Origin of the sequence: Synechococcus sp. MIT S9504 (assembly GCF_047497135.1) — a bacterium.
In the GTDB taxonomy this organism is placed as follows: Bacteria; Cyanobacteriota; Cyanobacteriia; order PCC-6307; family Cyanobiaceae; genus Synechococcus_C.
On sequence record NZ_CP138942.1, the window covers coordinates 684,866 to 708,782 of the forward strand.

The following is a 23,917-nucleotide window of genomic DNA, read 5'->3' on the forward strand; positions in this document are numbered from 1 at the left end:
TGGTGTTGTGGGGTGAACCAGCAAGGTAACTCAGTTTGGCCATTGTGAATCCGAATGGTTTGGGCTCTGGCGTTAAAGCCTCTCCTGCCGAAGACGCCTCATTGTGTTTCTGGGCATCATCCGATTGTCTTGCAGTGAATGGATGCGATTGCCCTGCTGTCGAGCGCGCGGGTGATAGTTGATCAGCACTGTGCCAATCAGCATCAGAACGATCACTGCTGCGGCTCGCAGCATTAGGAGCATCAGCTGAACTCATCTTCAAGCCCAGGTTGCACCACGCCCTGTTCGAGCGGCAGCAATTCCTCGTCGTCCCCAGCCCTGCTGCGCACTGGTGCGCTGAAACCGCGAGCACGTGGGTTTTTCACCTCAAAGGGTCCCGGTGTTCCAGCCGGTACCGCCAAGCGCAGCGCAAAAGGGTGGTCTCCCGGTAGAACATCGCCGATCGATCCCACCCGCGTCCGGTTCTGGAGCACCGGTTCGCCGCTGCGATCAAGAATCCGGGCATAAACATCGGTATCCACAATGGAGTTGCGGCCTGGGTTGCTGACGTTGCCGCTGAGCACATAGCAGCTCGCTCCTTCAGGGCTGGTGATGTTGCTGCGCTGTCTGTTGCTGTCCCTTGGTTGAGAGCCTGGGTCGGAAGCATCGCAGGGAGCAAGGGTTACGGAGGTGAGCTTCAGGTCTGCGGCCCATGCCGGTTGCGCTATCAGCAGAAGGGCAACAAACAGCAGTGAGAACAGACTTCTCAGCATGGGACCCAGACAGGATGGGCGGACGCTATCAGGGCTCGATCGCCCCCGCGAGCAGAGAGCGTCGCCTGTCGCTAGAAGAGGGCGAATTCGTGCGTCCGACGCATTCATTTCATGCAGAGCCCCTCGTCGATGCGATCGGCCACACCAGGAGGTCCCGAAGGCAGCTTGGTGGCGATCGTTGCCCTTGTGTTGGCCGGTTTACTGCTCCTGGGTCAGGCATTGTTCGTGGTCCCAGCCGGTGAGGTCGCGGTGATCACAACCCTTGGCAAGGTGAGCGGGGCTCCGCGCCAGCCGGGCCTCAATGTGAAAGCACCTTTGGTTCAGCAGGTGTGGCCATTCAGCATCAGGACTCAGGTGAGGCCGGAGAATTTCGCCACTCTCACCAAGGATCTTCAGGTGATCCAGGCCACAGCCACCATCAAATACGCCTTGCGCCCTGATGAAGCAGGCCGCGTTTACAGCACGATCGCGAGCAGTGATCGCGATGTTTATCCGCGCATCATTCAGCCTTCGCTGCTGAAAGCCTTGAAGTCTGTGTTCTCGCAGTACGAGCTGGTCACAATCGCTTCTGAGTGGAATGACATCTCCTCGCTTGTGGCCTCAACGGTTGCTGAGGAACTGGACCAGTTCGATTACGTGAAGGTTGTGGGTCTGGATCTCACCGGTCTGGAGATTGCTGAGGAATACAGAGCAGCCATTGAGCAGAAGCAGATAGCTGAGCAGCAGCTGCTGCGCGCTCAGACGGAGGTCAAAATCGCTGAACAGGAAGCGCTGCGTTACGACACGCTCAACAAGAGCCTCGATGATCAGGTTCTCTACAAGCTCTTTCTGGACAAGTGGGATGGCCAGACCCAGGTTGTGCCTGGACTGCCTGGGGGTGCAGGCGGAACCCCCCCAGTGATTGTCGGTCGCAAGTGATGCTGTCTCAGCTGCCGGCACTGATGAAGCCATCTGCTTTCGGGAGAGATGTTCTCCCGGCTCGTGGTTGGCTTCAGGGGCGGGTCTGTATATGAGTCAACGTGCAGCCACAGGCTTGCTGCTGGTGCTCCTGCTGGGTCTGATTACCCATTTCGCGGCCCGGATGCGCGTGAGGGTTCAGTACCGGGTTCTGCCGCAGCAGGGACCTTGGCCTGAGGCCCCAGGTCCTTCACAGCAACGGAATCAGCTGCCAGGAGTGCTGATGTGATGGCTGATGCCATATCGGCGCCCTGGAGAAGAAAAACCGATGGATTCCGATGAACCCGTCAGGTTGGGTTAGCGGTGAAGAATCCCTCTGGAGGCTCACCATGTCCATGAAACAGCTGGAGACTTTTCTCGCCAGGGCTAACGGCAACGACAACATCCGCCGCGAGGTTGAGCAGTGCGCTGGGGATACAACCTGCGTGGCCAAGGTCGGAATGCGCCATGGTCACAAGTTCTCTGCTGCCAACTTCAGCCGCTGGCAGCGCGAGCACCAGTGATCATTCGGGCCGCCGCTTGAATCGGCGCGCGGCCCTTATGTAACGGCACGTTGACGACATCCACGCCTTCTCGGTGGGAGCTTTTAGAAACTCTTCGACGGAAACTAGAGCGCTCCATGCAGATCAGCTTCAGCAGTGAACTGGCTCATTCCATGGCGGTGATGTTGCTGGAATTGCATGCTGAACTTGAGGAGTTCGCTTACCAGCACGATCACGCGTCTGATCATGCTGAGCAGCCGTCCCCCTATCTGCTGGAAAGCTCCGCTCAAGCCTGATCAGGATCCACAGGCAGTCCACGCAGTCCCAGCGCGATCTGTCGAGCCATCAGCAGACCCGGATAAAGACGATTGGCCCGACCGGAATCGCTGAAGACAACATTCAGCAGACGCAGCAGAGGGTCGCTTGGGGAGAGCTGTTGACAGAGCATTGCGATGGCTTCACTGCCATGCCAGATGTTGTCTTGATCCATCAGCACAGCGCCGTTGCTGAGATCGAACCCCTTGTTGCGCAATTCCGTCCTCAGTGCGTGGTCACTGCGCCCATCCCTGATCACCAGGTCGGGCAGGCCGCCCATCAGTTCACTGCGTTGGGCGAAATGCCTGCAGAAGGGGCAGCCGCCGTCATAAACAAGTGTTAGAGCCATGAAGACATCCTGGCGCGTTCAGATGCCGTTCAGAGGCAGTTCCCGACAACGGTCCGCAGCCAAGTGTCACTTCAGCTGAAGCGGGCTGCACTCTGAACGGTAGGTTGATGCCATCGATTAGATGGATCGCATCAGGCTCGAATGGCAGACAAGGAACTCCTCAGAGAGGTGGCGCTTGAGCTCTGGGGCTCAGTCAAGAAGCTGCGTCCAGGCCTGCCGAGGGAGTCTCGGCTTGAGCTCACGCTCAAAGCTCTGATGGTGATCGGTGATCTGCATGACCAGGTGCAGGCTGCTGTGGTGGTTGGCGTGATCGCTGAACAGGAACCCCCAGAGAACGAGCCTGAGGGGCAGGACGTGACCAAATCGGCAGACGCTGCTCCCGAGGTCGAACAGACACCTGACGGTCGCCGGGTGGTGCGTCGCCGCTCCCGCTCCGCCGGTTGAATCGAGCGATCGCGCCGGTCGTCTTTGAGGCAGCAGGGCTGGGTCCGGATCCTTTTGGGTGCCGTTGCTATCCGAATGAGTGAAGATAGTCAGCCCTTGAAACGATCGTCAGGACTGTGCAACTCCAATGATTCCTGCCCTTTCTGAACCAGGCGTGTGTGGCTCCATCTCAGCGATCAAGCTCCGCTGATGAGTGGTGGCCTCTCGCGTGAATCGCTCAAAGAGCGACAAAGGTATGCCGACTGGTATGAGGAAAAATCTGAGCAGGAACAACAGCTGATCGATGAGATTGCTGACTGTACTGATTATATTCTTGGAGAAGATCAGAATAATTCATTTATCTGTCTTTTGAGGCAAAATGGAATTGAAACAGCTGATCAGTTTGCTGATTCTTTTTGTGTTGAATATGAGGGTATCGTTGAGTCGGATGAATTTGTGGTTGTTGTTTTCGAGGGTAACTCATACTTTTTCAGGAGATTATGTGGCCGGTTTCGGTAATGCTTTTGCCTTGATCTCTTGGGCTGTTGTGTCTCTGCGATTTTCGCATAGCCCTTTCGATTCCTTGTGAACAGGCTTTTCGGTATAAGGCTTTAGTTGTAAAACAATCGTTGTGCGTAGGTGGCTGATTGGATCGGTCTCAATGATTGGGAGGGCTGCCGGAATTTGTGCAACAACCGGATCACATCCATGCAGGGCAAGGGCACCAAAAACGGAGAGTCTGAGCTGATCACTGTCGCTGAGCAAGTATTGGCCGGAGTTGCTGATCAATGCCCAGCTTTGTCAGTGATTTAGTTTGATCTCTTCCTGCGCAGTTCCGCTTGATGACGCCAGTCACAGCCTTCAAAGTCGCCTTTGATCCTGTGCCCAGCCTCCATGCGTCAGTAAGCCGTCCTTGCGTTTTGTCGTATAGGGCTCATCTGTATCACCCACATAAATAGTCGGTCACACATTGTTGCGGCAGATAAGAGAAACCGCGTCCACCAGCCCCGCCTTCCAGCTCTTCGTCTGAAAGCTCTGATTGAGCTTTGCTGAAGGGATCAGCAGGAAGATGAAATCCAGCGTCTTTGGCAATGGCGGCAACAGCATTGGTATCAGCTGCGGCTTTGAGCTGCTCCTGAAGGCTGATGTTGCCTTTGGCGTTAGCCAGGAAAGCTGTGAGTAGTTCTTGTGTCATGGTTCTAAGCAATGAATGTTTAGGGGTGTTGCCCCCCGTACTGCTTCAAGGTCACAGTCTTTCTGGTGAACCTCACTACATAGCTCAGGTGCAGATCGCGAGAGGTTCTGGTGAATATCTGGTGAATGGCTCAGAACTTTTTCATGATTTAGGTAGGTAATGCATCCGCCCGCCTGATCTCTGCACAACTGCACTCAAGCGTGCCAGGTATTGGAGGCTGATTTATGGGATTAGTCAGGCTATTGAAGCAATAAAAAGCACCTGCCAATGCAGAGGTTCTGAGTGTGTAAGCTGTTGAAGATTGATGGAGGCTTAGTATGTTCAAGTGCAGTGATGTTTGCCTCCAGCTACACCTTCAAATTCTTCTTCTGACAATTCTGGTTGAGCTTTCTTCAATTCGTCGGCAGAAATACTAAATCCAGCTTCTTTTGCGATCGCGGCAACAGCATCAACAACAGCAGCAGCTTTGATCTTCTGCTTAAGAATGGTGTCGCTTTGCAGTTTCTCAAGGAAAGAGTTGAGTTGTTCTTCCTACATGGCTATCAGGGGGTTAAGCGATCACAGCAACGATACTTTGAAGAGGGTATGATTAATCATTGCTGTCCTCAATCGCGGCAGCTGCAGAAAGCTGATTCGCGCATTTTTTGGGTGGCTGAAACAACAAAAACTCACCTCTTAATACCAGGAATTATTGGTGTATTAGAAAAGGGGTTGAAAATGTGTTTCATGATTTAAGTGTTCTTCTGCATACGCGTATGCTTTGTTTTGCTTGTCCGGCACCAATCAAACTATCCAGCTCTTCTGCAGAAATCTCTGATTGAGCGTTTCTCAAGTCGCCTGCAGAAATCGTAAAACCTGGCTCTGTCGCAATAGATACTACAGCATTAACATCGGCAGCCGCTTTAAGCCTTTCTTGCAGACTGGTGTCAGTTTTTACCTTTTTCAGGAATGCCTTAAGTTGTTCTTCTGACATTGAATCAGCTCATATCTTCCAGGCTAGTTAAAGCTCTAAAACGGCTTACGCTCTGTCTTTGCTGGCGCTTTGATCCTGTGACACCTAAATGAGATGCAAACGCTTTACAAAAGCAATAAGCTCTTCGATTCGGTGAAAAATCAGTTGTCATTGCTGCTCCCCTTGCACAGTCAAACGTCTGTGTTGACAAATGTGCATTCCACCCACCAGCCTCGCCTTCCAGCTCCTCTTCGCTGAGTAGATCAAGCTTGACAGAAGTGAGTTCATGATCATGTTCTTGAGCGATAGAAACAACTTCATCAGCTGACTTGGCCGCTTTTAGCTTGTTTTGAAGACTGGATTCGCTTTTAGCTTTGGCGAGGAATGCCTTGAGTTGTTTTAAAGATATGGGTGATTAGTCAGTACAGAAAACTCAGCCATGGCCAGTAGGAGCGCCAGCCGTATTGCGAACACCATCCTGGCTTGGTTCTGCCAAGTGGGTCTTCAGTGGTGGCAGCGCTTGATCGAGTGATCGCCGCGCTGAAGCTGCTGCAGCCTGAGAGGGCAGGCCTCCATTGATCTGTATCGACCATCCACGCCATGGTTGCAGTGCTGACATATCAGGAGGATTCAGGTTGCTTGTCAGTTCTGCAGCTACCGCTCATCCAAAACAATCCACTTCGATATCGCCCCTCACTGCTGTTGTAAAGCTGCACTAAGCCACGATGATGGGAGGGGCGAGTGGGTTCCGGACGCTTTCCGATGAGACTCGAGTGTTGAAGAAAATGAAACATCGGCGCGACAAGACTGCTCGCAAGACAAGGCGCAAGAGGCACATGGTGGTCATCGATTATCTACCGACAGAATTCACGAGCTTGTTTAAAACCAAAACAGGGTCTGGATCATCAAAATGACTACATTCACTTACAGCCTTTTGGCTGGCTTTTCACTCTTTGCAGTATCAGCCGCATTGTTTGCATTGCCTTATATGGGGCATTGGCCGCAAAGCTGATGAACCGATGATCAGTCCTCTTAGCGGTGGGGACGGCTTCGCCTTCTGAGTCATGCCGCTTCAACGCAACGCCTCGCTCTCATGAGTGGGGCTGTTTCAGCTGATGCGGAAGCCGGTGGCGTCGATGCTGATGGGAACAGGTCCTTCACAAGCGCAATGCAGCTTTTTACGAGTGCATTGCATTGGCAATGTTGTTGTGATCGTTCAAAAAAACATCGGAAATTTCTAACTCCTGATGATCTACCTCCACGCAGCTGGAAGCCCTCGTGTCGCTTCTCTCCAATCAGAAAGGAATTTGCGTTGTTCGCGATCTGTTCTCTTTCATTTCTAGTACTGCACATGCCAAGTCGACGGTGTGAGTCGACGCAGTGCTGTGGGAAAGGGTTGTAACCCTTGCTCCTCGTCAGTGACTGGACCTGTTAAAAGATCAAGCTATCGATCCAAAGCTTCCATCCCTTGGTCGTAGATATCAGTTGCATACTGAGTCCATTGGCCTTGTCCCCAGTACCTGAAGCAGCTTGTTTCCAGCAGCAGTAGATGCATCAATGCATCTCGGAAGGCTGGCGACTGCGAGAAGCGCGGCTGCTCAGAGAGTTGCTGATCGAACTGCTGATGAAAGCTTGCGCTGAAGCGCTGCATCGGTTGGAGCACGTTGTCGTATCCCTCAACCCAGCTGAGGTTGTTGGTCCATGAGGCGCCTTCCATTGAAAAACCATCGTTGGCTGAGCTGAGCTCATGGATGGCTGCAGCAACGTCTTCGATGTCACCCGACTCACCCGCCCTCTGCCACAGACGATGCTGGTGCACGGCCTGGATGCGGGGAAGGTCGCTCGTCTTCAGTCCCAGCTCTTCCAGTTGTTCCAGGTATTCCGATCCGTTGAGCGCGGCTGTGTCAGGGTTGCTGTTCCGAATGCGGCGATTGGCCTGACGGAAGGCTTCCGGAAATTCATTCATCATTACTCCGCCGTTCTCGCCGTCTGCGATCTGGCTGACGAGAGAGGGGATCTCGGTGGTGCCAAGCGTTTGGCGACTGAGCCCTAATGCCTCCTCGCATGGTTGCATTTGCCCGACGAGTTTGGTGTCAGATCCCTGGGTCTTGATCAAGGCTGTGATGCTGATCTCCTCGCCTGAGCAGGAACGGGCCACCAGCCTGTTGGGAGCAAAGCGTTGTTGGTTGCTGAGGGGCGAACCATCCAGCTGCTCCACGCTGTGCTCCTGCACAAGCAGCCAGTGATAACCGGCTTCGAGCAGGCTGTTCACCAGAGCGAAGAGCGTGTCCGGGTGATTGGGCAGGTGCATTTCCGGCAGTGAGAAACCCCGCACCCGCTGGAGTGCGCTGTCGCCGAACAGGTCTGCGAACTGGTGTTGCCAGGCGCTGATCTGCAGAGCCAGATCAGGAATGGGTGTTGAGGGTGCAACCGCATGGCTCCAGAACGTGCCGAGCCATTCCACGTGCCTGTTCATTTCTTCGTCACAGGCCAGGTAATGAAGAGCTTCGGTGATGTCCCGCCGTCCCATCTGCGTGACACCCCAGAGCAGATTTCCGGAGTAATCGAGCATGATCCGCGGATCGCACCCCTCTTGGATCAGTTCCGGGATCAGATCGGCCATGCGCCTGTAGCACTGAGCGAAAGGCTCAGCGTTGTGGTTATCACCTTCATCGGGGTGTTCCAGCATGTACTGCAGGTGTGAGATCAGAGCCCCATTGGGACCTGCGGGCACCGTTGGCTGGTGCATGTGCAGCGCGCAGGCGAAGCCGGATTTCAGATCCTGCAGATTGCACTCGGTTGATGATGGCCAGTTCCGGCTTGATTTCTGCATCAGAGTGCGCAGCTCCTGCTCTCTTCCACAGATCGCAGGCTGGTGTGCTGATTGGACCGCCATGAACGCTTCGCTTGTTGAGCAGGGTGTGATTGATGCTGGCCATGCTCAGCAGATGCCGTGCACGCTTTCCTCGCCGATGGTTGTGCAAACGATCTGACAAACAGTGCTGCAAATCGTGTGGCAAGCCGTTTCGCAATACGTTCTGGAATCTGAGCTGCCGATCCTGCTGAGCAATGTTGATTTTAGTATGAACGAATGAACCCCCGGAATTCAGAATTGGTGCTGAATTCCGGGGGTTTTTTCCAGCAATTCGCTGGTTTGTTGACCGCACCATCCGGACGAATGGAACGGCCTAAATCGCTCGTTTGTTCATTGGCTTCCTGTCTGAATCTGAACGTGAATCCTGGTTGAATTCGTTGCGAAGGACAGTTTTTGAAGCGAAGGAAAGTAGAAGCGAACAATCCTGCGGTAAGCCTCTGGGGCCAGGTTTCTCTGAGGTTTGGCTGATCGGTTCGTCTTGATGAACCGATCAATTGCACCTCATGTTGGTTGAGGGAAACGCTGGAGCAGTGAGTTACAGCCGAATCGCTGCTCAGATCTGCTCAGGTGGAGTGTCTGCCGTCATCCGGTGCCTCCGATTGGATAACTCCAGTCTTGATGTTCTGCGGGCTGTTCGGCAATCAGTGCAATCACGCATTGTTCTGCGTTGAGAACTGAGTAAGGCTGAATGCAGCGTGGCTTCTGCGTGGCTAAGCATTCAGTGAATCAATTCACTGAGGCTGCGCTGATGCTTTCCCCCAGAGTGATGAAACTGTTGGTGGGTGCCCTCTGCGCTCTCCAGCCGCTGGCTCTTCCTGTCGCCTGGGCTGGGCATCACCATGGCGGTGGACATCACCATCACTCAGAACACGCTGAGTTCCACTACCACCCCCGTTATGCAGGTGGTGCCTGGTATGGCCACCACGGTCAGTGGTATGGGCATCACCATCACAACCGCTGGGACTGGAACAGCTTCGGTGCGCGGGGGCTGCTGTGATCGGTGGATTGATCAGCTCGGCTTTTCATTCGAACAATCGAACGATTGCTGTGCCGAACAGTGCTTATCAACTTGATTACGACAGTATCCGGGTGAATGGATCCACCGTGATGTTCAACGTTGACGGAGCGCCAATGAGTGCGGACTGCACCAGCGGTTATCTCAACGGACATTCCGCTGAAAATCGTGGCCAGGCTCAGTTGGTCAACGCGGTTTGCACGGTGGCCTTTGGAAAGTGAACTGCCTCGATGAGGACTCGTTCAGCGTTTCGCTTGCAGCTGTTTCAATCCTTGGCCCAGCGCTGGTTGCACCTGCTGGAGCAGTTCATGTCCCCGTCCGGGTAGCTGTAACCAGCTTTGCGGGCATTTCTCTGAACTTCCGCCGGGCTTGAACCGCTGAAGCTTCTTGTTGTTTTGGCCTCGACCGCAATGGTGGCGGCCAGCAATCCAGTGGCTGTGACCAGAGCGATGCTGAATGGGCGCATGATCAGGGTGCTGAGTCGTTGATCCTCCGTTTTTCATGCGTTCAGGTCAAGAAATGGCAAGCAATTGCCTGAATGTGCCTGATTGATCCCAGGCTTGAACGATGGGATTGCTTCACTGTCCGCTGTGCATCGGCCTGGCTGTTTTGTCAGCTCTCCGTTTTTCTGCGTACGCCTTCATGGCCTTTCAACTCGAAAGACAACGGACCCAATGTTGCCCACGCGCCGATCAATCGATGGGGGTGCTGATTCGTCTGTAGTGCGGAGGAATTGTCATCACTGTTCCGACACCACCCAGGCGGTTGCAGCCCGTTGACGGATGTAGAGATCAGTCAATTCACGTGCCAATGACTGAAGCTCATGCACATCAGTGGTGGCATCGATCATCCGCTTAAGCGACTCGGCTTCGAATTGCTGAGAGAGGTTGACACGCATGAATTTGCCAATCAATGGGGAGACCTTAAAAAAATGTCATGTCTGGTCGCGAGCTTGCCCGTGGGGCCGATCTGTGGCTGCGCTCGCGATGGCCCAACACGAGCGTCATGATGTAACGACTTCGTTACAAAGCTCCGATGACTCTTGGCGAACTGTTTCTGGAAAGCCTTTCCACAGGCGTGATCACGGAAGATGAAGTCGATTGGCTTGCTTCTCATCAACACGTCTTTTCGCGGGCCGAAGAGGCTGCAGCAGTTCGTCTCGGTCGCCTGATGGACGATGGTGTAGTGAACCTCGGTTGCCGGGTGCCCCCTCAGTGGTTCCAGCATCGGGATGTGGTTGAACACTGGATTGAGCCGCTCGGCCGTCGGCGTCATGCGACGCAGGCTTGATTTGATGCTGAGCCCCCTCAGGACCATCCGGGTCGTGGGAGTGTGAATGCTGCGGTTCAGCCCATGTGGATCACAATGCGCCTCTGATTGCCGGACTCACGTCGATAGTTCTCGTTCTTGTTCAGCAGAACGCAGGAGGGATCCAGTCAGTCGACCCTGATTGGATTGTTGGCGGTGGTTCCACCTCCAGGGTCTCCAGATCCATTGAAGATGTTCATGTTGTTGAGGGCACCAGGTCGAGATTTAAACGGGCTCAAGCATTGATCCGAACATTGCCTCCAAGTGAGGCCATGGCCCGTCTTGCTGAGTTTTTTATCGGCAGTCCGTATCTGGCCATGTCTCTCGATCAACTCGGCCGAGAACAGTTGCGTCTGGACCTCACTCAATTCGATTGCATGTTGTTTGTTGAACAACTGCTCGCGATGGTGTCTGCGGATTCTTTTGTTGATTTCGCTGATCGGACCAGGAGTCTTCGCTATCGAAACGGCGAAATCGGATATTGCACACGGCAGCACTATTTTCACGACTGGGTGGGCTCGGCTCAGGCTCAGGGAGTGATCGAGTCGGCACCTGTCTGGTCCGCACAGGCCACGCGCAATCTGCCTCTCAATTTCATGTCGAGCCATCGTGATCGTTACCCCGCTTTGCAGGCGCCTGGTTTGTTTGATTGCATTCGTGCACGGGAGCAGGGAAGGCGTATCGAACAGCATTACCTGCCGCTTGCTTCGCTTGAGGCTGCACTTCCCAGTCTTCAGTCTGGCGATATTTTTGCGGTGGCCACGCGGGTCAATGGTCTTGATGTGAGCCACATGGGGGTTCTGGTCCGAGAGGGTTCCCGGCTGGATGCCATCCATGCTGCTCCAGGGCGAGGCGTGATGCGTTCGCGCTCGTTCGTTCGTTATCTCAGCTCAGTGCCTGATGCAATCGGTGCAGTGATCGTGAGGCCGCAAATGGTCCAATAACCTACATTGCTGCGTTGATTGAGGTCTCGTGTGTAATGCCGGAGCCTGTTGTTTTGATCGCCGAATTTACTTCGGTGAATTTGTGATTATTTTGACTGATCCGTTGACATATTGATCGACTTTGTGCAGATGCTATGCCTTGCTTTCTCGGCAACATTGTTGATGTCGTTTTTGTTGAGAATTCGTGGAAGCATGCGATGTTTCATCATGCGTTGAACGAGTCAGATGCTGTGATGAAATCGGTCCCCCATCAGCTGGCGTTTTCGCTGTTGATTGGTCTTTGCGGATGTTCGCTTTTGAACGGCAATTCCGGCGGAGAGGGTGGGTCTGATACTGCTGGTGGGGTTCTGCCGTCTGCGGATAGGCCCCCTCTCATGCGTCTTGGAGACAGCCGTGTCGGAGCATCGTCGTTGAAGGTGATTCAGGCCTGTGAACAGCGTCTGGGTCTTGCTGCGGAGGATGTTCAGTTGGCTCACCCAACCAATTTCGGAGAACGCAAGTCCAGGGATTCGTGGGGACGTGAGCTGCAGGTGAAGCCGATGGTGATCGTTCTGCACGAAACTGTGATCAACGAACCTCAGGCTCTTGGCCTGTTCAAGACCAATCACCCGGATGATGATCAACAGGTGAGTTATCACATGATCATTGGCAGGGATGGTCGTCGAGTGCGGATTGTTCCTGATCAGAAGCGTGCCTATGGCAGCGGCATGTCGGCCTTCGGTGACGTCACAATGCGGGATCGTCCCGGCAGCGTGGGATCGATCAACAACATTGCTCTGCACATCAGCCTGGTAACCCCATCGGATGGTCGCGGGGACGCCGACGGGCATTCCGGCTACACCAACGCGCAGTACAAATCGCTCGCACAACAGGTGCTGCTTTGGCAAGCGACATTCGGGATTCCGATCACGCGCCTGACCACGCATGCAGCCGTTGATCGCAGTCGTAGTCGATATGACCCGCGCAGCTTCCGTTGGGATCGTTTTGACGCCCACTACAACGACGCTGCAGAGCTCTGTGGTCTCAATCAGTTCAACAACGAACAGGCAGGGCCGTGAGTGAACAAAGCCTCGGATGAGTGGGCTGCGCCGGCATCTTCTAAATTCATTGCTGCTTTCCTTGATGCCGTGCCGCTGATCCCCCGCTGGCGGTACATGACCGATGACAGCAAGGCGCTGGTCAAGCGTGGTGCTGTGAGTCTGCTGGTCGTGTTCATCGCCGTGATTGTGCTGCGTGCACTGCTGCCCTGGGTGTTGCTCGGCGTGATTGCCTGGTTTATCTGGTCTTGGTTTGCGCGCCGTTGATTAGCGGTGCCAGTCGACATCTCTTAAGTCAATGTCGATGGAAGTTCGTCGTTGCTTCGTGGATCAACGCATGATTTATCGATATGAATCACTCCACTGAGATAAGGGATCACGCGGCCGCTGATCAACACTCTTTCATCCGTCAATGCGCAGTGCAGAAGCCCCCCTCGAGCCGAAAGCTGACGGGCAACCAGGCTTGAGCGGCTGAGTCGACCAGCCCAGTAAGGGGCCAGGGTGCAGTGTGCTGACCCGGTGACTGGATCTTCCTCGATTCCGCATGACGGTGCGAAGAACCTGCTGACAAAATCGACATCTGACCCTGGTGCTGTGACGATCAGCCCCCGTCCTGGAAGGGCGGCGACAGCTTTCGAATCAGGCTTGATCGCTTCAACCTCACGCTCATCTGCAACCACCACCATCAGATCAACCGCCTGCAGACAGGCAATGGCGCTGATGCCGAGGATCCGGTTGAGTCCGGTTGGGGCGGCGCAGGCTTTCCCCGGCTGCAGCGGGAAGTCGAGAGTGAGCTGCGATCCATTGCGGCGAACCGTCAGTGGTCCGCTGTTGGAGCTGAACTGCACAATCTCGAGGTTGGGTTCACGCTGGAACACGACGTGCCCCGCCGCCAGAGTGGCGTGTCCGCACAGATCCACCTCACAGGTGGGGGTGAACCAGCGGAGGTCATAGTGCCCTTCACTGCCCACATAAAAGGCGGTCTCGGAGAGATTGTTCTCAGAGGCGATCGCCTGCATCAGCCGATCCGGTAGCCAGGTCTGCAGAGGACAGACCGCAGCAGGGTTGCCCTGAAACGGACCTTCAGCAAAGGCGGCGACCTGCTCGATCGGGATCGACCCTGTCATGAAACGCTCAGCGGGTTCCGTTTGGGCTGTCTTCATCTGCAGAGCCGTGCAATCTCTCGACCTGCGTGAACAGAAGCCAGGCCATGGCAGCGAGGGCTGCTCCTGTCCAGTTATTGCGCAGCAGTTCCACGACCGCAACCGTGCTTGCCGCAATCCGCAGAGCTCTCAGCAGAAGGTCCTGAAGCGATGGTTTCGCAGGCGTTGGCTGGTCCATCGAGGGCCTGGCTGGATTGGCATATTGCCTGCCCTGGGCCCATGCTGCATCAGGCTGCGACGGCCATGTCAGCGGGGCGTCTGACACCGCTCAGGCCGCTGAGCGACTATTCATTTGCACGCCGACTCACACAAGGACGACACAATCTGTTACAAAGGGTGCACTCGTGATTCTTCCCGATGGACAACGCAAAATTTGGCTTCTCCGCCTTCGCTGAGCAATGGAACGGCCGTCTGGCCATGATGGGCTTCGTGATCGGCCTGGGTACTGAGCTTCTTACCGGTCAGGGAATTCTTTCCCAGGTTGGTCTGGGTTGAAATCCATCCAGGAGCATGATGTCTGGGCACCGGAAGATCGGGTTGGTTACGTCCAACTGATTCTCTTCGGTGCATTCATCGCGACCCTCGGAGTAGGTGCCAACATCGTTGTGAAGTACCTCTGGTCATCGCTGGACGCTCTCAGCAATTACTTCTGATTCACTGATTCAGCGGATTCCTTGAGCCGCTGATTCAGTCAACCTCTGCTTGTGGCAGGGGTTTTTTGTTGCCGCCCTGGTTCTTCACCAGGGCAGCACTGAACCATTGGCATGCCAGAAACCGCCGCTGTTCTTGAGATTCAGTTCGTCAATTCGGGCCAGCAGTCCTTTGACAGATTCAGCTGGGCTGATGCCGTTGGGGTTGTATCTGACCATGCGAGTCTTCACCAGTCCAGGATGAAGAATCGCCACGGCAATGCCTCGGCTCTGCAGGTCAACCGCAAGCGATTTTCCAGCGATGTTCAGTGCCACTTTTGACATCCTGTAGCCGTAGGAGCCCCCAGAGCTGTTGTCTTCGATCGAACCCATCCGGCTGGTCATCAGCACCAGTTTCGAACCCTCAGGCATCAACGGAATCAGATCCCTGGCAAGTAAGAGAGGAGCAAGAGCATTCACTTCAAACTGCTGGCGGATGCCAGCCGCGTCCAGGTCGCTCAGTCCCATCGACTGAAGCATCCCTGCATTGAGAATCACGGTGTCCAGCTGTTGGCCTGCCAATCCATTGACCAGTGCGGCGATGGAGTCTGGGCTTGTGAGTTCGATCCCTGATTCCACACGCACACCAAGGGCATCCAGTTCATCGCTGGACTGACGACAGACCGCGATCACCCTGTCTCCACGGGCCTGGAGCTGTTGGCAATAGGCAAGACCAATGCCCCTGTTGGCACCGGTCACGAGATGAGTCACCAATCGCCAGGCTGCTGCAGAGCACCATCCTGCCTTCAGCACTGACGGATGGTGTCCTCGCCCATTGCCTTGGCTCGTAGTCTCTTGGCGTTCGCTGAATCTCTCGCCGTCGCGCGGTTCTCATGGGCTTTGATCCGCGCCAGTGGTCGTCCTCATCGTCAACCCGTGACGATCGGAACCGTCAGAACCATGCTGAACGGGTCACCAGCAATGTGGAAGCTTTGCTGCGGGAAAACGATGCCTTGCGCAGGGAGGTGCAGCGCTTGCATCAGCAGCTCGATCGCTTGCGCCGGCAGCACTGGCAGCGACCCCAGCACGATGACAATCCTGATTGGAACCGGCAGCAACCATCGGCCCTCGTGAGTTCAGAGCAGGTTCAGCGCTGGGGAGATTCCCTGGCGATGCAGCCGGGTTGGAGCGTGCTGCGTCAGCATGGCCTTGAACTGCTGATTGATCAGCTCAATCGCAGCAGCTTTCACTCTCAGCTCAGCCTGAGCCAGAGACTCGACCGCGTGGTCAGTGGTCTTGGCACGGATCTGCTGGCTGCCGTTGGGTCAAAGCCCACCAAGAAAACAGCGGCGGTGCTGGCGTCATTCGCGCTGTATGGGGTGCGGGCCAGTGAATGGCTTGATGAAGATCCACGCCGTGTGGTGGAGGAACTGCGCCAACGCCATCGGCAGCGCCAGGATCATCAGCGGGCAGGCGGCAGTCATGATCGGCGGACCCGAAGCGATCAACGGGCGACGGATCGAGAGCCAACGGAACAGGCTCAGAGAGGATCGGACGATGCGCGTTCCGCAGCCCTGTCAACCCTGGGGTTGCAGACGAACGCATCACAGGAGGAAATCAAGCAGGCATTCCGGATGCTGGTCAAACAGCATCATCCCGATCTGGGTGGATCGGCGGATGCCTTTCACCGTGTCAATGACGCCTATCAGTTGTTGATGGCCTAAAGCAGTGCCCAACGCTGTAGGCCACGAAGATTTCCTGTGTTGTCTAACGAGTTGAAGCTTTCAGGTGATTGAGCTGCTAAGCAGGGTTTCCGTTGTTTTCGTTGCGATCCAGATGTCTGCAGAAAATTTCAGGAGTTTTGTGTCTGCGCTGAAGAGTGACATCAAGCTGCAGCAGACACTCAAGGATCGTCTCGGTCAAGAGAAAACCCAGGAGGCAATGCTTTCTGTTGCCGATGAGGCTGGATTCAGCTTCGAGATGTCTCATGTCTTCGAAGCAGGCCCTCAGTTGAGCGAGAAGGAACTGGAGGGCATCAGTGGAGGTGGAGATCTCCAGGGTGGCGCCGGGCTTCCTCAAAAGTTCGGTGTCTGAAAGCGGTGCCCATTGCTGTTGTTGGAGGCGGAGTAACAGGACTTTTCACGGCGCTTGTTCTTCAGCAGCGTGGTTATCAGGTCACGGTGTTTGACACCACCACCAGGCCTCATTCGGCTGACTACGGACTCTGTCTCTCGCCTGCTGCGCAGCTCACACCTCTTCTGTGTGGGTTGGTCGACTTCACCCAGGCACTGTTGACGGCTGGGCTGAGCCAGTCAGAAACCCTGTTTTTTGATGCTGATTCGATTGATGGCAACACAGAAGAGTCAAGCAGCGGGTTGATTACTCCGCTGCAGATTCGCAGCAGCATGTTGCTGGGGTTGTTGAGATCCAGTCTCCAGCCGCAGACGATCATTCCCGATGTTGTTCTTCAAGGGGTCCATCAGCAACGCGGGCGGATTGAACTGGAGTTTGCAGGTCGTCGCGGCTGGCAAGGTGAGCTTCTGATTGCTGCCGATGGACTGCATTCCAGAACGTTGGATCTCCTCGAGGTCGAGCGGCCTCTGATCGATCTGGGGCAACGCTTCTGGCGAGCTCTGGCGGACGACGGTTCAGTGCTGCGTGGTGGTGTGTTTCATCGCTACGGCAGTCATGACACCCTTCGACTCACTGCCTTTGATGTCGGACCGGATCCCTGTGGCTGCGAGCAGACCCATTGGTGCCTGTTCGTTGCATCTCCAGCCGTTCGGAGATCGGAGAGGTTGGAATCAGTCACTCAGCGATCGTTTCCGCCTGGTGCCTTGCAAGGATTGCCTGAGTCCATCGTGCAGATGATCCAGTTGACAGATCCCAGCAGCATCACGACAGGCAGGATTATGGATGCTGAACCGCTGGACCAGCTGGTGTACGGGAACGTTGCACTGTTTGGTGATGCGGCTCATCCAATGGCCCCCACTCAGGCGCGTGGTGTCAGCAGTGGATTCGAGGATGCGGTTGTGTTGGCTGACAGTCTTGATCGGCACAGGCATGATCTTGAAGCGGCTCTGGGTGATTTTCAGCAGCGACGCCTCCCGGTTGTGAAGCAGCAGCAAAGACTCAGTCGACAAGAGCAGGAGGTGGCCTGATCTGGAATCGCTGGATCAGATCAGGCCCATCCTTGTTATCGCCTCATCGCCACAGCACTTCAATCGTGGATTCGTCGGACATGTCGAAGCGGATGCCTGATTTGCTGTTGCTGCGCTGATACCGCAATCCCGCTTCTCTGTAAGGGAAGTTGAAAGTCCGCTCGCGGAACATGATGGTTACGTTGCCCTGGCGCTGGCTGAACCGGCACGGACCTGATTCGACCGGAACCCGGGGATTGTGATGGCTCAGCTGGCAATGGGCGATCGTGCTGTCGGCATGCACCCTCATGTCCGGGTCAGGGATTGCCAAGCCAAGGCTCAGCAGCAGAAGCCTGCAGGTGAGTTTCAGAGGATGGTGCAGAGGCATGAAAAAAGCCCTGATCCAGCAGGGCGTTGTGCCGGAAGTCGGCGGAACTCATCTGGTCACTTTCTGGCCCCGGTACACGAGTTCAGGACGCACGGTGCTTTTGGCAACAGCGGTGTTCTGCGCGTATTTCCGGCCGCGATAGGTCAGTGTCATGATGGTTCCTTGAAGCAAGCTCAGGTTCCCGTTCCATGGCCTGAGTCGAACTGCGCCTCGTCAGAGACGAGGTGAACGATGTTGAAAGAATCAACTTTTTTCATAGCAGGCTTGGCAACAATGATGTCGTTCGTGCCATTGAATGGCACGTTCAACGGTCTTGCGGAAGCGGGCAGGCCATCACCGGCAGGCAATACCCGGAGGGGGTCAGCCATTCCTCGAATTCACGGCGAACGGCATCGGCGTCGAAGCGACGGTCGCTGCTGTGCAGAACTCTGCAGCGCTGCCGGCTGTAATCCACCGCGGCTCCAATCAGTGCAATCGCTTGTTCTCTGGTCATGGGATCCGATCAGTTGGGTGCATGGTTGACGTCCAGACCGGCTTTGGACGTGGCAATCGCGACAGTCTGGGAGTTCTGTGGCGTGACTCAGCTCCCTAGGATGAGCTCATCGCGGAGGGTGACATGAATCCCAAGCAGGTGGGCGCCCTTCGACGGGCTTTGATCTATTTCCTGGTGGGATATGGCGGACTGACTGTGATCAACAACAGTGGTCTGGCTCCTGAACGGATGTGGCTGGCTTACACGCCTTTGTTTGTAGGGGTGTATTTCTTTGCCCGTTGGGCGGACGCCAGGATTGCTGCATCAGGCCAGACCAAGGACGATTGACTGGCAGATGACGGTGTTGTTCAGACTCCCAGGCTGAAACGCACAACCAGATCGTCGTAGTCGCGATCACCGCCTCCGTAGCCATCCTCCATGCCCCATCCATTGGCGCCGAATCCGGTGTAGTGCGCAAACCCGTCGGCATTGGCCGCGTCAAAGGCAAAGTATTGATCATCACTTGTCTGGTTGGTGATCAGCGGTGCATAAATTGAGCCGCTCTCCAGGGTGATGCTGAAGGGAGCGATCTTGGAGTTGGTTAACGCCAGGGTGTTATCGCTGATCAGATCGGCGCGGCGGCTTGCTGCTTCGGCATATCCAGGCTCGCCGGGTTTGAGAATTGATCCACTCAGTGGATCCACCACCGTGCCCTCGTCGTCGCTGACGGAATACCACTGAAGAATGGAGTCGTCTGCAGCTGATCGACTCAATGATCCTGAGACAGTTACACCATTCGGCGCATCGACCTTCCTGATATCGATTAGATCAATGGCTGACAGCTGGGTTCTTCGGCCTGGAAGATCCGTTGATGTTGAGGATGACGCCTCGAAACTGCTGTAGAAGCGCCGGTCCTGCGGATCGATGTAAGCCAGAATTGTCTGTCCTGTGAGTGTGTCTTCGACAGCCGTTCCCAAAAGCCGCCCCACCGGTTGAAGATTCCAGGGATTGCGCAGCACAGCACCATCGGTCTCCACAAAGGTGACCTGTCTGGCACCGTCCAGATCGAAGCTGATCGGAATGCTGTGGTCCTGGCTGGGCACGGTGAAGGGTCCCGGAGCGGCACCGGGCGCATCGGGACTGTTGCCGGGCCCACCCGTGTTGTACACAGCGCTGTAGCCATTCCCGGATGGCATGCGCACGGCACTGAGTGCCTTGATGGCATTCAGATCACCTTCAAGAATGACGTCGTAGTAGTTGTCATGGTCCTCGACATAAGCCGCATTCACAGGAGTGCCTGCCGGTGCCAGATCAGCAAGGCCAACCACGCTGATCGTGCCCCGACCACCGATGGCGTAGGTCACTCCCGTTTCAGTGATCGTGATGTTCTCACCGCTTTGCGTGGTTGCCTTCAGCTGGAAAAACCGGCTGAAGTCATCCGGCATCAGGCTCGCGATGCCGTCGGGTGAAAAACCCGCGCTGGTGTACAGCCTCAACCGATACTGAGCCTGATCGCCGTAGGAATCCGAGCCACTGTTGTGTTGTGATGAAGCACCGACACCGACGGGTCCGCCCTCTCCCAGATCGCTGTACCGATTGAGCTTCGCGGACACCAGTCGAGGCCGTTGCCTCCCATGTAGGAGTTGCTGCTGTCGATCGACAGCCCAACGGCGTTCACCGGCCCTGATCTGCCAATCATCTGCAGCGGTGTGCCGTCGTTGACGATCGTCACCGATGTCGGGTACCGGGCACCGGGACAGCCAGGGGTGGTTCGATTGCCGAAATCACCTTCGATTACGACAGTCTGGCGCTCGTTGTGCTCGAGGTTCGGCAACAGGCCTGCGATCTGGGGAGTCACCGTTGTGCCGTCACTGAGGGTCACCTCAAAGTCACTGCCGTCGGCATTCAGGGACGAGGGCAGAACGGGAAAGCTGAACACCAGTGGCATGGTGTCAGCGAGCAGCAGTTTGGTGGAGAAGGTGCCGCTTGCACCCACCAGGCTCGCGGCGGATGTGAGTGCCCTGAGTGATGGGTTCAGAGCCGGATCAACGCATTGCCAGGCCACGTTGAATTACGCAGCCGCCTGTTCTGCATTGGCACCCATCAGCCCTGGAACGCCCATGTATCCGTCGAAGCCGAAGTTGCCGGTCAGAAACTTTGCTTCGTCCCCGAACAGATCAGCTCCATAGACGATTGCTGTGAGCAGGCTCGACGCCAGTGTCGATGTGTTGGAGATGTCGGCGTTGATGGTGTCGAGCAGCGGAACGGCCCACTCGCTGTAAACAAGCGCCATTGTTTCCGCAGCCGTTCCCTTGAAATTTAGGGAAGCTCACGAATCTTTTCAAAGCTCAGATCTGAGGAATTTCATCAAAAAAGCACCCCGTTGGCAACTGCCATCAAGGTGCTTTTCGTTGATTGAGGAATGAGCTGTCAGGGCTCAGCTGAGGCCCAGCACACCGAAGGTGATCTGACTGACGATGCCGTGACCGGTCAGTGCTTCGGTAAGTACACCAACAACGAAGCCGAGCATGGCAATGCGACCATTCAACAGTTCTGCACGAACCAGACGCTCTCCCTTGATCTGGCTAGCGGCTGCTTCCTGATACCACTGATCCTGGGCGGAGGTTGAGGAGCTCATGAAATTTCTGCTTATGAAGCAATGTTACGCCAATTTGTAACGGAGTGCAAAGCGTTTGGGCTTGTTGGGGCGAGCGGCTGGAGGTGAGGTCAGGCATCAATGATGCGTGGCTCGCTGAGATCAGCTGCAGGGCAATGCATCTGTTCCTTGCAGCCTGAGCTCTGGATCGTCTGCTGACCAGGGCTGTTCAGCCTGCAGCGATGATCAACTGCGACTTGAGATGAACCAATCCCGAGATCTTTTAGTTGCTTCTCAAGAACTTTGTTTGAAGTGTACATCTTGATAACAGATTGATCAGGATGTTGTGTTTCAGATTGAAGAACTAACCGACGCTGGCTGGCATCAGACCGACCTGCATGACACCAAGGATCATGCTCTGTGGCATGCACGATCCAAAAGTGACGCAGATGGTCATACCTATCGGGTGATCAGCAGGGAATCGGGGCTTGTTTGTCTGATGACCAGGAATGGCAGTGAATGCTGGGAACTGGATTGAGCTCATCAAACATGCGCTCTCTATTGATTGCCTTTGCTTTACCTGTGATGGTTCTTGGCTCGCTCGGGCCGGCCAGGGGCAATCAGTGGGCGAACTGCCTCTACAACAATCGAAGTGTTGACTGCAGGCGGACTTTTCTTTGTCCTGGAGCTCCCTGCGGCGTGTTCCGATTGGAGTGGAAAGACGGCGCTAGTGATGTTTTCACACGCTTCAAGGACGGGGTTGCTCGCAATGTGGGTTTCTACAAGGACACTCGCGGTGGAGAGTGGATGCTGCGGGGATTTGCAGGTTCATTCGGTCTGCGCAATCCAGCCAACGGAAACTCCATCGTTTACGGCATGACGCTTTCCGAGTGCAAACAATCCATGCTTGATGATTTCTGCAGCAAATAGCAGCAGATAGCCTCTATACCGTCATCCCCAGAGCTCTGCTTCCGAGAGGTTCTCGAGGTATCCGCTGGCGTCGTAGCGCCGCACGATCTGATGGGTCTGACCCTGAGGACTGGTCCAGCGCAGGCCACAGGCCGTGGCATCTCCCATCTGCCGATCTCTTGCATCGAGCAACAGCTCAACATTCGGCTCTGGTTGCCAGATCATCCAGTTGCCGCTGGTCCTTGTTGTGCACTGCAGTGGCTGTGATGGTGTTGTGGGTTCGCCACCTGCTTTCGTTTCAACGATGTAGACCACCTGATCGAGACCATGGAAACCATGGCGAGCAACAACTCTTCGCCGTTCTTCGCCATGGACGACGCTCAGTTCTCCCACCCAGGCGAGTGGAGTGATCGCACTCGGGCCGAGTGACCAACTTCCATCTGAATCCACCTGCATGGTGAAGGGCACGTCTTCGAAATTCATCGATCGCTGCTGACCGGTGGAGCGGTAGGTGAGGCAGTTTTCAATCACACCACCGCGTTCCTGCACCTGCAGCGATGTCGGGAAACGATCTTCCTCTGTGCCGCTGCCTCCCAGCCGTATGAAGCAACCCTGCCAGTGTCCGCTGTTGTGCTGCAGCAGAGCGGCGCGTGGGTCGTGCATGGTTTCGGACAACTGGATCAGTGATCAATCGTGGCGGTCTTGCGCCAGGGTCGCGACCAGGTTCAGTACACGAAGGGAGGTAAATGGCTGTCTCCCTGGAGCAGGCATTCACAACGAAGATCTGCGCCCATGGAGCGAATCTCATCGACTGAGCCCACCCCGGTCAGACGCATCCCTCTCTCAAGCCCTTCCCGCAGGATCTCGAAACTGCGTGTGAGACCTGCCTCTCCGCCTGCTCCGAGACCGGCAACCATGGCCCGACCGATGCCCACAGCCTGAATCCCATGGCTCAGGGCAATGAGGATGTCGGTGCCGCAACGGATCCCTCCATCCATCAGAAACGTGAGCCTGGAGCCGCTCAGCTTGGGCATTTCGCTCTGAACCATGTGCAGTGTCGGTGGAACCCGGTCCATCTGCCGGCCCCCGTGGTTGGACCAGACCACGGCATTGGCTCCGACGTCCTCGGCACGTTTGGCATCGTCGGCGCAGTGAACGCCTTTGATGATGATCGGACGATCCCTCCCCCAGGCCTCGCGAATCCACTCGAAATCTGCCCAGGTCACGGCGGATGAGGCCAGCTGAGACCCAATGTCCGTGAAGGGCATCGGTTCGCCTTTGTCATCGATGATGTTCACGAACCGCATCACACCCTCATCGCCGAGAAGGTCCGTGAGCCATGGCAGCCGCGTGGACATCTGAGGCGCCAGCTGCAGCCGTCGCAGGATCCATTGCAGTCGTTCATTGCCGCTGAGCCCTTCCCAGGGATGCAGGGCCTGCAGTGGTTTCATCCGTTCATGGACCCGCCTCTGGCCGGAGACACCCGTGTCGATGGTGAGGAACAGTGCGGTGAAACCCGCCTTTTTGGCGCGGTTGATCGCACGCAGGGCAGTGTCCCGTCCTCCGCAGAGATAGAGCTGAAACCAGCACTGTTTCGAGGATGCTGCGGCCACCTCCTCCATGCGTGTTCCGGAGAGGGTTGAAAGGCCCATCACGGTGCCGAAATTGCCGGCGACGCGGGCCGCCACCGCATCACCTTTGGGATAGATGGTTCGCAGGCTTCCAACGGGAGAGATGTACCAGGGAACCGCCAGCTCATGGCCCAGAACGGTCGTGCTGGTGTCGAGGGTCTCGAAGCGTGTGGCGCCGCGAACGTTGAGAACCGTTTGCTGAAAGGCCTTCACATTGCCTTTGAGGGTGATCTCCTCATCGGCGCCACCCACGAAATATTCAGAAACGATCGGAGGCACCCGTTTGCGCATCCGTCTCCAGAGGTCCTCAGTACACAGCGCATCCCGCAATTCAGAGCTGACTGTCATGACCTTGATGCGGTAGCCCCAGCTGTTGTTCGATCAG

At 55.7% G+C, this 23,917-nt stretch carries 43 protein-coding genes; 20 read left to right on the top strand and 23 right to left on the bottom strand.

Going from position 1 to position 23,917, the window contains the following annotated elements; genetic code table 11:
- Positions 1–72 precede the first annotated feature (72 nt).
- Together SIB58_RS03875 and SIB58_RS03880 are read right to left on the bottom strand one after the other, a co-directional pair.
- Positions 73–243: a hypothetical protein gene (locus tag SIB58_RS03875; RefSeq protein ID WP_156486636.1), complete on the bottom strand. Its 171-nt coding sequence runs from the start codon at positions 241–243 to the stop codon at positions 73–75.
- Complete coding sequence (locus SIB58_RS03880; protein WP_066908118.1) at positions 243–752, bottom strand: hypothetical protein; 510 nt, start codon at positions 750–752, stop codon at positions 243–245. The genes SIB58_RS03875 and SIB58_RS03880 overlap by 1 nt, the downstream gene beginning before the upstream one ends.
- Before the next feature lie 111 nt (positions 753–863).
- Here SIB58_RS03880 and SIB58_RS03885 point away from each other — a divergent pair, with 111 nt between their 5' ends.
- The 4 genes from SIB58_RS03885 to SIB58_RS03900 all read left to right on the top strand — a co-directional run bounded on the left by SIB58_RS03885 (position 864) and on the right by SIB58_RS03900 (position 2,487).
- On the top strand, positions 864–1,670 hold the full coding sequence (locus SIB58_RS03885) for a prohibitin family protein (protein WP_186539904.1): 807 nt from the start codon (positions 864–866) through the stop codon (positions 1,668–1,670).
- Between the two features lie 91 nt (positions 1,671–1,761).
- The gene (locus SIB58_RS03890) at positions 1,762–1,938 is read left to right on the top strand and encodes a hypothetical protein (protein ID WP_186539905.1); all 177 of its coding nucleotides are present in this window, start codon (positions 1,762–1,764) and stop codon (positions 1,936–1,938) included.
- A 49-nt stretch (positions 1,939–1,987) separates the two neighbouring features.
- Positions 1,988–2,212 (top strand): hypothetical protein, encoded by a 225-nt coding sequence (locus SIB58_RS03895; protein ID WP_414494700.1) that lies wholly within the window; start codon positions 1,988–1,990, stop codon positions 2,210–2,212.
- Positions 2,213–2,328: 116 nt separating this feature from the next.
- Entirely contained in the window at positions 2,329–2,487 is a 159-nt protein-coding gene (locus tag SIB58_RS03900) for a hypothetical protein (RefSeq protein WP_197461128.1), read from the top strand.
- Here SIB58_RS03900 and SIB58_RS03905 read toward each other — a convergent pair.
- Entirely contained in the window at positions 2,478–2,855 is a 378-nt protein-coding gene (locus SIB58_RS03905) for a DCC1-like thiol-disulfide oxidoreductase family protein (protein ID WP_066908112.1), read from the bottom strand. The genes SIB58_RS03900 and SIB58_RS03905 overlap by 10 nt on opposite strands.
- Positions 2,856–2,996: 141 nt before the next feature.
- Here SIB58_RS03905 and SIB58_RS03910 point away from each other — a divergent pair, with 141 nt between their 5' ends.
- Both SIB58_RS03910 and SIB58_RS03915 read left to right on the top strand, forming a co-directional pair.
- A complete protein-coding gene (locus SIB58_RS03910) occupies positions 2,997–3,299 on the top strand; it encodes a TIGR03894 family protein (protein WP_066908109.1) in 303 nt (100 codons plus the stop codon).
- 189 nt (positions 3,300–3,488) lie between these two features.
- Positions 3,489–3,797, top strand: coding sequence for a hypothetical protein (locus tag SIB58_RS03915; protein ID WP_186539907.1), 309 nt, complete (start codon positions 3,489–3,491; stop codon positions 3,795–3,797).
- Positions 3,798–4,221: 424 nt separating this feature from the next.
- Here SIB58_RS03915 and SIB58_RS03920 read toward each other — a convergent pair whose 3' ends face one another.
- The 6 genes from SIB58_RS03920 to SIB58_RS03945 all read right to left on the bottom strand — a co-directional run bounded on the left by SIB58_RS03920 (position 4,222) and on the right by SIB58_RS03945 (position 8,321).
- Positions 4,222–4,473, bottom strand: coding sequence for a Nif11-like leader peptide family RiPP precursor (locus SIB58_RS03920; RefSeq protein WP_067326279.1), 252 nt, complete (start codon positions 4,471–4,473; stop codon positions 4,222–4,224).
- Positions 4,474–4,794: 321 nt separating this feature from the next.
- Positions 4,795–4,974 (bottom strand): Nif11-like leader peptide family RiPP precursor, encoded by a 180-nt coding sequence (locus SIB58_RS03925; RefSeq protein ID WP_231857101.1) that lies wholly within the window; start codon positions 4,972–4,974, stop codon positions 4,795–4,797.
- 223 nt (positions 4,975–5,197) lie between these two features.
- A complete protein-coding gene (locus SIB58_RS03930) occupies positions 5,198–5,446 on the bottom strand; it encodes a Nif11-like leader peptide family natural product precursor (RefSeq protein WP_074162592.1) in 249 nt (82 codons plus the stop codon).
- A 4-nt stretch (positions 5,447–5,450) separates the two neighbouring features.
- Positions 5,451–5,834, bottom strand: a complete 384-nt coding sequence (locus SIB58_RS03935; RefSeq protein ID WP_082823349.1) for a Nif11-like leader peptide family natural product precursor — start codon at positions 5,832–5,834, stop codon at positions 5,451–5,453.
- Positions 5,835–5,858: 24 nt separating this feature from the next.
- Entirely contained in the window at positions 5,859–6,044 is a 186-nt protein-coding gene (locus SIB58_RS03940) for a hypothetical protein (protein ID WP_156486634.1), read from the bottom strand.
- 825 nt (positions 6,045–6,869) lie between these two features.
- Positions 6,870–8,321, bottom strand: coding sequence for a glycosyl hydrolase family 57 (locus SIB58_RS03945; protein WP_067326273.1), 1,452 nt, complete (start codon positions 8,319–8,321; stop codon positions 6,870–6,872).
- 685 nt (positions 8,322–9,006) lie between these two features.
- Between SIB58_RS03945 and SIB58_RS03950 the strand changes: the two genes are divergently transcribed.
- Together SIB58_RS03950 and SIB58_RS03955 are read left to right on the top strand one after the other, a co-directional pair.
- Complete coding sequence (locus SIB58_RS03950; protein ID WP_156486633.1) at positions 9,007–9,297, top strand: hypothetical protein; 291 nt, start codon at positions 9,007–9,009, stop codon at positions 9,295–9,297.
- 8 nt (positions 9,298–9,305) lie between these two features.
- Positions 9,306–9,536, top strand: coding sequence for a hypothetical protein (locus tag SIB58_RS03955; RefSeq protein WP_156486632.1), 231 nt, complete (start codon positions 9,306–9,308; stop codon positions 9,534–9,536).
- Between the two features lie 44 nt (positions 9,537–9,580).
- Here SIB58_RS03955 and SIB58_RS03960 read toward each other — a convergent pair whose 3' ends face one another.
- Together SIB58_RS03960 and SIB58_RS03965 are read right to left on the bottom strand one after the other, a co-directional pair.
- Positions 9,581–9,781 (bottom strand): hypothetical protein, encoded by a 201-nt coding sequence (locus tag SIB58_RS03960; RefSeq protein WP_066908090.1) that lies wholly within the window; start codon positions 9,779–9,781, stop codon positions 9,581–9,583.
- A 273-nt stretch (positions 9,782–10,054) separates the two neighbouring features.
- Positions 10,055–10,213 (bottom strand): hypothetical protein, encoded by a 159-nt coding sequence (locus SIB58_RS03965; protein ID WP_186539914.1) that lies wholly within the window; start codon positions 10,211–10,213, stop codon positions 10,055–10,057.
- Positions 10,214–10,350: 137 nt separating this feature from the next.
- Between SIB58_RS03965 and SIB58_RS03970 the strand changes: the two genes are divergently transcribed.
- From SIB58_RS03970 to SIB58_RS03985, 4 genes are all read left to right on the top strand, one after another.
- On the top strand, positions 10,351–10,605 hold the full coding sequence (locus tag SIB58_RS03970) for a hypothetical protein (protein ID WP_066908087.1): 255 nt from the start codon (positions 10,351–10,353) through the stop codon (positions 10,603–10,605).
- Between the two features lie 65 nt (positions 10,606–10,670).
- Positions 10,671–11,567 (top strand): N-acetylmuramoyl-L-alanine amidase-like domain-containing protein, encoded by an 897-nt coding sequence (locus tag SIB58_RS03975; protein ID WP_067326264.1) that lies wholly within the window; start codon positions 10,671–10,673, stop codon positions 11,565–11,567.
- A 233-nt stretch (positions 11,568–11,800) separates the two neighbouring features.
- Positions 11,801–12,625, top strand: a complete 825-nt coding sequence (locus tag SIB58_RS03980) for an N-acetylmuramoyl-L-alanine amidase (RefSeq protein WP_067326355.1) — start codon at positions 11,801–11,803, stop codon at positions 12,623–12,625.
- Between the two features lie 69 nt (positions 12,626–12,694).
- Positions 12,695–12,871: a hypothetical protein gene (locus tag SIB58_RS03985; RefSeq protein WP_186539917.1), complete on the top strand. Its 177-nt coding sequence runs from the start codon at positions 12,695–12,697 to the stop codon at positions 12,869–12,871.
- A 23-nt stretch (positions 12,872–12,894) separates the two neighbouring features.
- On the opposite strand, the gene SIB58_RS03990 is transcribed toward SIB58_RS03985, so the two are convergent.
- Both SIB58_RS03990 and SIB58_RS03995 read right to left on the bottom strand, forming a co-directional pair.
- Positions 12,895–13,731, bottom strand: coding sequence for a PhzF family phenazine biosynthesis protein (locus SIB58_RS03990; RefSeq protein WP_066908077.1), 837 nt, complete (start codon positions 13,729–13,731; stop codon positions 12,895–12,897).
- Between the two features lie 7 nt (positions 13,732–13,738).
- Complete coding sequence (locus SIB58_RS03995; protein ID WP_369813431.1) at positions 13,739–14,032, bottom strand: hypothetical protein; 294 nt, start codon at positions 14,030–14,032, stop codon at positions 13,739–13,741.
- 92 nt (positions 14,033–14,124) lie between these two features.
- On the opposite strand from SIB58_RS03995, the gene SIB58_RS04000 reads away from it, so the two are divergent.
- Together SIB58_RS04000 and SIB58_RS04005 are read left to right on the top strand one after the other, a co-directional pair.
- Complete coding sequence (locus SIB58_RS04000) at positions 14,125–14,262, top strand: high light inducible protein (RefSeq protein ID WP_066908436.1); 138 nt, start codon at positions 14,125–14,127, stop codon at positions 14,260–14,262.
- Positions 14,259–14,420 (top strand): hypothetical protein, encoded by a 162-nt coding sequence (locus tag SIB58_RS04005; protein WP_156486629.1) that lies wholly within the window; start codon positions 14,259–14,261, stop codon positions 14,418–14,420. Before SIB58_RS04000 ends, SIB58_RS04005 begins: the two co-directional genes overlap by 4 nt.
- An 84-nt stretch (positions 14,421–14,504) precedes the next feature.
- Here SIB58_RS04005 and SIB58_RS04010 read toward each other — a convergent pair whose 3' ends face one another.
- Positions 14,505–15,170 (bottom strand): SDR family oxidoreductase, encoded by a 666-nt coding sequence (locus SIB58_RS04010; RefSeq protein WP_066908434.1) that lies wholly within the window; start codon positions 15,168–15,170, stop codon positions 14,505–14,507.
- Between the two features lie 119 nt (positions 15,171–15,289).
- Here SIB58_RS04010 and SIB58_RS04015 point away from each other — a divergent pair, with 119 nt between their 5' ends.
- The 3 genes from SIB58_RS04015 to SIB58_RS04025 all read left to right on the top strand — a co-directional run bounded on the left by SIB58_RS04015 (position 15,290) and on the right by SIB58_RS04025 (position 17,557).
- Positions 15,290–16,120, top strand: coding sequence for a J domain-containing protein (locus tag SIB58_RS04015; protein WP_066908072.1), 831 nt, complete (start codon positions 15,290–15,292; stop codon positions 16,118–16,120).
- 112 nt (positions 16,121–16,232) lie between these two features.
- Complete coding sequence (locus SIB58_RS04020) at positions 16,233–16,490, top strand: Nif11-like leader peptide family RiPP precursor (protein ID WP_074159323.1); 258 nt, start codon at positions 16,233–16,235, stop codon at positions 16,488–16,490.
- Between the two features lie 5 nt (positions 16,491–16,495).
- Positions 16,496–17,557 (top strand): FAD-dependent oxidoreductase, encoded by a 1,062-nt coding sequence (locus SIB58_RS04025; protein WP_067326260.1) that lies wholly within the window; start codon positions 16,496–16,498, stop codon positions 17,555–17,557.
- 43 nt (positions 17,558–17,600) lie between these two features.
- Here SIB58_RS04025 and SIB58_RS04030 read toward each other — a convergent pair whose 3' ends face one another.
- The 3 genes from SIB58_RS04030 to SIB58_RS04040 all read right to left on the bottom strand — a co-directional run bounded on the left by SIB58_RS04030 (position 17,601) and on the right by SIB58_RS04040 (position 18,417).
- Positions 17,601–17,924 carry a hypothetical protein gene (locus tag SIB58_RS04030; RefSeq protein WP_066908063.1) on the bottom strand — a complete coding sequence of 108 codons (324 nt, stop codon included), beginning with the start codon at positions 17,922–17,924 and terminating at the stop codon, positions 17,601–17,603.
- Between the two features lie 48 nt (positions 17,925–17,972).
- A complete protein-coding gene (locus SIB58_RS04035) occupies positions 17,973–18,077 on the bottom strand; it encodes a DUF4278 domain-containing protein (protein ID WP_156486628.1) in 105 nt (34 codons plus the stop codon).
- Positions 18,078–18,228: 151 nt separating this feature from the next.
- A complete protein-coding gene (locus SIB58_RS04040; protein WP_066908060.1) occupies positions 18,229–18,417 on the bottom strand; it encodes a hypothetical protein in 189 nt (62 codons plus the stop codon).
- Positions 18,418–18,540: 123 nt separating this feature from the next.
- On the opposite strand from SIB58_RS04040, the gene SIB58_RS04045 reads away from it, so the two are divergent.
- Positions 18,541–18,744, top strand: a complete 204-nt coding sequence (locus SIB58_RS04045; protein ID WP_066908056.1) for a hypothetical protein — start codon at positions 18,541–18,543, stop codon at positions 18,742–18,744.
- Positions 18,745–18,764: 20 nt separating this feature from the next.
- Here SIB58_RS04045 and SIB58_RS04050 read toward each other — a convergent pair whose 3' ends face one another.
- The 4 genes from SIB58_RS04050 to SIB58_RS04065 all read right to left on the bottom strand — a co-directional run bounded on the left by SIB58_RS04050 (position 18,765) and on the right by SIB58_RS04065 (position 21,312).
- Positions 18,765–20,009, bottom strand: coding sequence for a DUF4114 domain-containing protein (locus SIB58_RS04050; protein ID WP_231884161.1), 1,245 nt, complete (start codon positions 20,007–20,009; stop codon positions 18,765–18,767).
- 458 nt (positions 20,010–20,467) lie between these two features.
- Entirely contained in the window at positions 20,468–20,689 is a 222-nt protein-coding gene (locus SIB58_RS04055) for a hypothetical protein (RefSeq protein ID WP_231857085.1), read from the bottom strand.
- Positions 20,690–20,833: 144 nt separating this feature from the next.
- Positions 20,834–21,034 carry a chlorophyll a/b-binding protein gene (locus tag SIB58_RS04060; protein ID WP_066908053.1) on the bottom strand — a complete coding sequence of 67 codons (201 nt, stop codon included), beginning with the start codon at positions 21,032–21,034 and terminating at the stop codon, positions 20,834–20,836.
- 89 nt (positions 21,035–21,123) lie between these two features.
- A complete protein-coding gene (locus SIB58_RS04065; protein ID WP_067326257.1) occupies positions 21,124–21,312 on the bottom strand; it encodes a hypothetical protein in 189 nt (62 codons plus the stop codon).
- 26 nt (positions 21,313–21,338) lie between these two features.
- Between SIB58_RS04065 and SIB58_RS04070 the strand changes: the two genes are divergently transcribed.
- Together SIB58_RS04070 and SIB58_RS04075 are read left to right on the top strand one after the other, a co-directional pair.
- Positions 21,339–21,530, top strand: coding sequence for a hypothetical protein (locus SIB58_RS04070; RefSeq protein ID WP_066908047.1), 192 nt, complete (start codon positions 21,339–21,341; stop codon positions 21,528–21,530).
- An 11-nt stretch (positions 21,531–21,541) separates the two neighbouring features.
- A complete protein-coding gene (locus SIB58_RS04075; protein WP_197461124.1) occupies positions 21,542–21,922 on the top strand; it encodes a hypothetical protein in 381 nt (126 codons plus the stop codon).
- A gap of 21 nt (positions 21,923–21,943) precedes the next feature.
- On the opposite strand, the gene SIB58_RS04080 is transcribed toward SIB58_RS04075, so the two are convergent.
- Together SIB58_RS04080 and SIB58_RS04085 are read right to left on the bottom strand one after the other, a co-directional pair.
- Positions 21,944–22,564, bottom strand: coding sequence for a DUF3598 family protein (locus tag SIB58_RS04080; protein WP_067326252.1), 621 nt, complete (start codon positions 22,562–22,564; stop codon positions 21,944–21,946).
- Positions 22,565–22,626: 62 nt separating this feature from the next.
- Positions 22,627–23,880, bottom strand: coding sequence for an alpha-hydroxy acid oxidase (locus tag SIB58_RS04085; protein ID WP_067326250.1), 1,254 nt, complete (start codon positions 23,878–23,880; stop codon positions 22,627–22,629).
- Positions 23,881–23,917 lie beyond the last annotated feature (37 nt).

Bases quoted from the DNA above. Each gene is read 5' to 3' on its own strand.
- SIB58_RS03875 (WP_156486636.1), bottom strand. From the start codon at position 243: ATGCTCCTAATGCTGCGAGCCGCAGCAGTGATCGTTCTGATGCTGATT.
- SIB58_RS03880 (WP_066908118.1), bottom strand. From the start codon at position 752: ATGCTGAGAAGTCTGTTCTCACTGCTGTTTGTTGCCCTTCTGCTGATA.
- SIB58_RS03885 (WP_186539904.1), top strand. From the start codon at position 864: ATGCAGAGCCCCTCGTCGATGCGATCGGCCACACCAGGAGGTCCCGAA.
- SIB58_RS03890 (WP_186539905.1), top strand. From the start codon at position 1,762: ATGAGTCAACGTGCAGCCACAGGCTTGCTGCTGGTGCTCCTGCTGGGT.
- SIB58_RS03895 (WP_414494700.1), top strand. From the start codon at position 1,988: ATGAACCCGTCAGGTTGGGTTAGCGGTGAAGAATCCCTCTGGAGGCTC.
- SIB58_RS03900 (WP_197461128.1), top strand. From the start codon at position 2,329: ATGCAGATCAGCTTCAGCAGTGAACTGGCTCATTCCATGGCGGTGATG.
- SIB58_RS03905 (WP_066908112.1), bottom strand. From the start codon at position 2,855: ATGGCTCTAACACTTGTTTATGACGGCGGCTGCCCCTTCTGCAGGCAT.
- SIB58_RS03910 (WP_066908109.1), top strand. From the start codon at position 2,997: ATGGCAGACAAGGAACTCCTCAGAGAGGTGGCGCTTGAGCTCTGGGGC.
- SIB58_RS03915 (WP_186539907.1), top strand. From the start codon at position 3,489: ATGAGTGGTGGCCTCTCGCGTGAATCGCTCAAAGAGCGACAAAGGTAT.
- SIB58_RS03920 (WP_067326279.1), bottom strand. From the start codon at position 4,473: ATGACACAAGAACTACTCACAGCTTTCCTGGCTAACGCCAAAGGCAAC.
- SIB58_RS03930 (WP_074162592.1), bottom strand. From the start codon at position 5,446: ATGTCAGAAGAACAACTTAAGGCATTCCTGAAAAAGGTAAAAACTGAC.
- SIB58_RS03940 (WP_156486634.1), bottom strand. From the start codon at position 6,044: ATGTCAGCACTGCAACCATGGCGTGGATGGTCGATACAGATCAATGGA.
- SIB58_RS03945 (WP_067326273.1), bottom strand. From the start codon at position 8,321: ATGGCGGTCCAATCAGCACACCAGCCTGCGATCTGTGGAAGAGAGCAG.
- SIB58_RS03960 (WP_066908090.1), bottom strand. From the start codon at position 9,781: ATGCGCCCATTCAGCATCGCTCTGGTCACAGCCACTGGATTGCTGGCC.
- SIB58_RS03965 (WP_186539914.1), bottom strand. From the start codon at position 10,213: ATGCGTGTCAACCTCTCTCAGCAATTCGAAGCCGAGTCGCTTAAGCGG.
- SIB58_RS03970 (WP_066908087.1), top strand. From the start codon at position 10,351: ATGACTCTTGGCGAACTGTTTCTGGAAAGCCTTTCCACAGGCGTGATC.
- SIB58_RS03980 (WP_067326355.1), top strand. From the start codon at position 11,801: ATGAAATCGGTCCCCCATCAGCTGGCGTTTTCGCTGTTGATTGGTCTT.
- SIB58_RS03990 (WP_066908077.1), bottom strand. From the start codon at position 13,731: ATGACAGGGTCGATCCCGATCGAGCAGGTCGCCGCCTTTGCTGAAGGT.
- SIB58_RS04000 (WP_066908436.1), top strand. From the start codon at position 14,125: ATGGACAACGCAAAATTTGGCTTCTCCGCCTTCGCTGAGCAATGGAAC.
- SIB58_RS04015 (WP_066908072.1), top strand. From the start codon at position 15,290: ATGGGCTTTGATCCGCGCCAGTGGTCGTCCTCATCGTCAACCCGTGAC.
- SIB58_RS04020 (WP_074159323.1), top strand. From the start codon at position 16,233: ATGTCTGCAGAAAATTTCAGGAGTTTTGTGTCTGCGCTGAAGAGTGAC.
- SIB58_RS04030 (WP_066908063.1), bottom strand. From the start codon at position 17,924: ATGCCTCTGCACCATCCTCTGAAACTCACCTGCAGGCTTCTGCTGCTG.
- SIB58_RS04035 (WP_156486628.1), bottom strand. From the start codon at position 18,077: ATGACACTGACCTATCGCGGCCGGAAATACGCGCAGAACACCGCTGTT.
- SIB58_RS04040 (WP_066908060.1), bottom strand. From the start codon at position 18,417: ATGACCAGAGAACAAGCGATTGCACTGATTGGAGCCGCGGTGGATTAC.
- SIB58_RS04045 (WP_066908056.1), top strand. From the start codon at position 18,541: ATGAATCCCAAGCAGGTGGGCGCCCTTCGACGGGCTTTGATCTATTTC.
- SIB58_RS04055 (WP_231857085.1), bottom strand. From the start codon at position 20,689: ATGGCGCTTGTTTACAGCGAGTGGGCCGTTCCGCTGCTCGACACCATC.
- SIB58_RS04060 (WP_066908053.1), bottom strand. From the start codon at position 21,034: ATGAGCTCCTCAACCTCCGCCCAGGATCAGTGGTATCAGGAAGCAGCC.
- SIB58_RS04065 (WP_067326257.1), bottom strand. From the start codon at position 21,312: ATGTACACTTCAAACAAAGTTCTTGAGAAGCAACTAAAAGATCTCGGG.
- SIB58_RS04075 (WP_197461124.1), top strand. From the start codon at position 21,542: ATGCGCTCTCTATTGATTGCCTTTGCTTTACCTGTGATGGTTCTTGGC.
- SIB58_RS04080 (WP_067326252.1), bottom strand. From the start codon at position 22,564: ATGCACGACCCACGCGCCGCTCTGCTGCAGCACAACAGCGGACACTGG.
- SIB58_RS04085 (WP_067326250.1), bottom strand. From the start codon at position 23,880: ATGACAGTCAGCTCTGAATTGCGGGATGCGCTGTGTACTGAGGACCTC.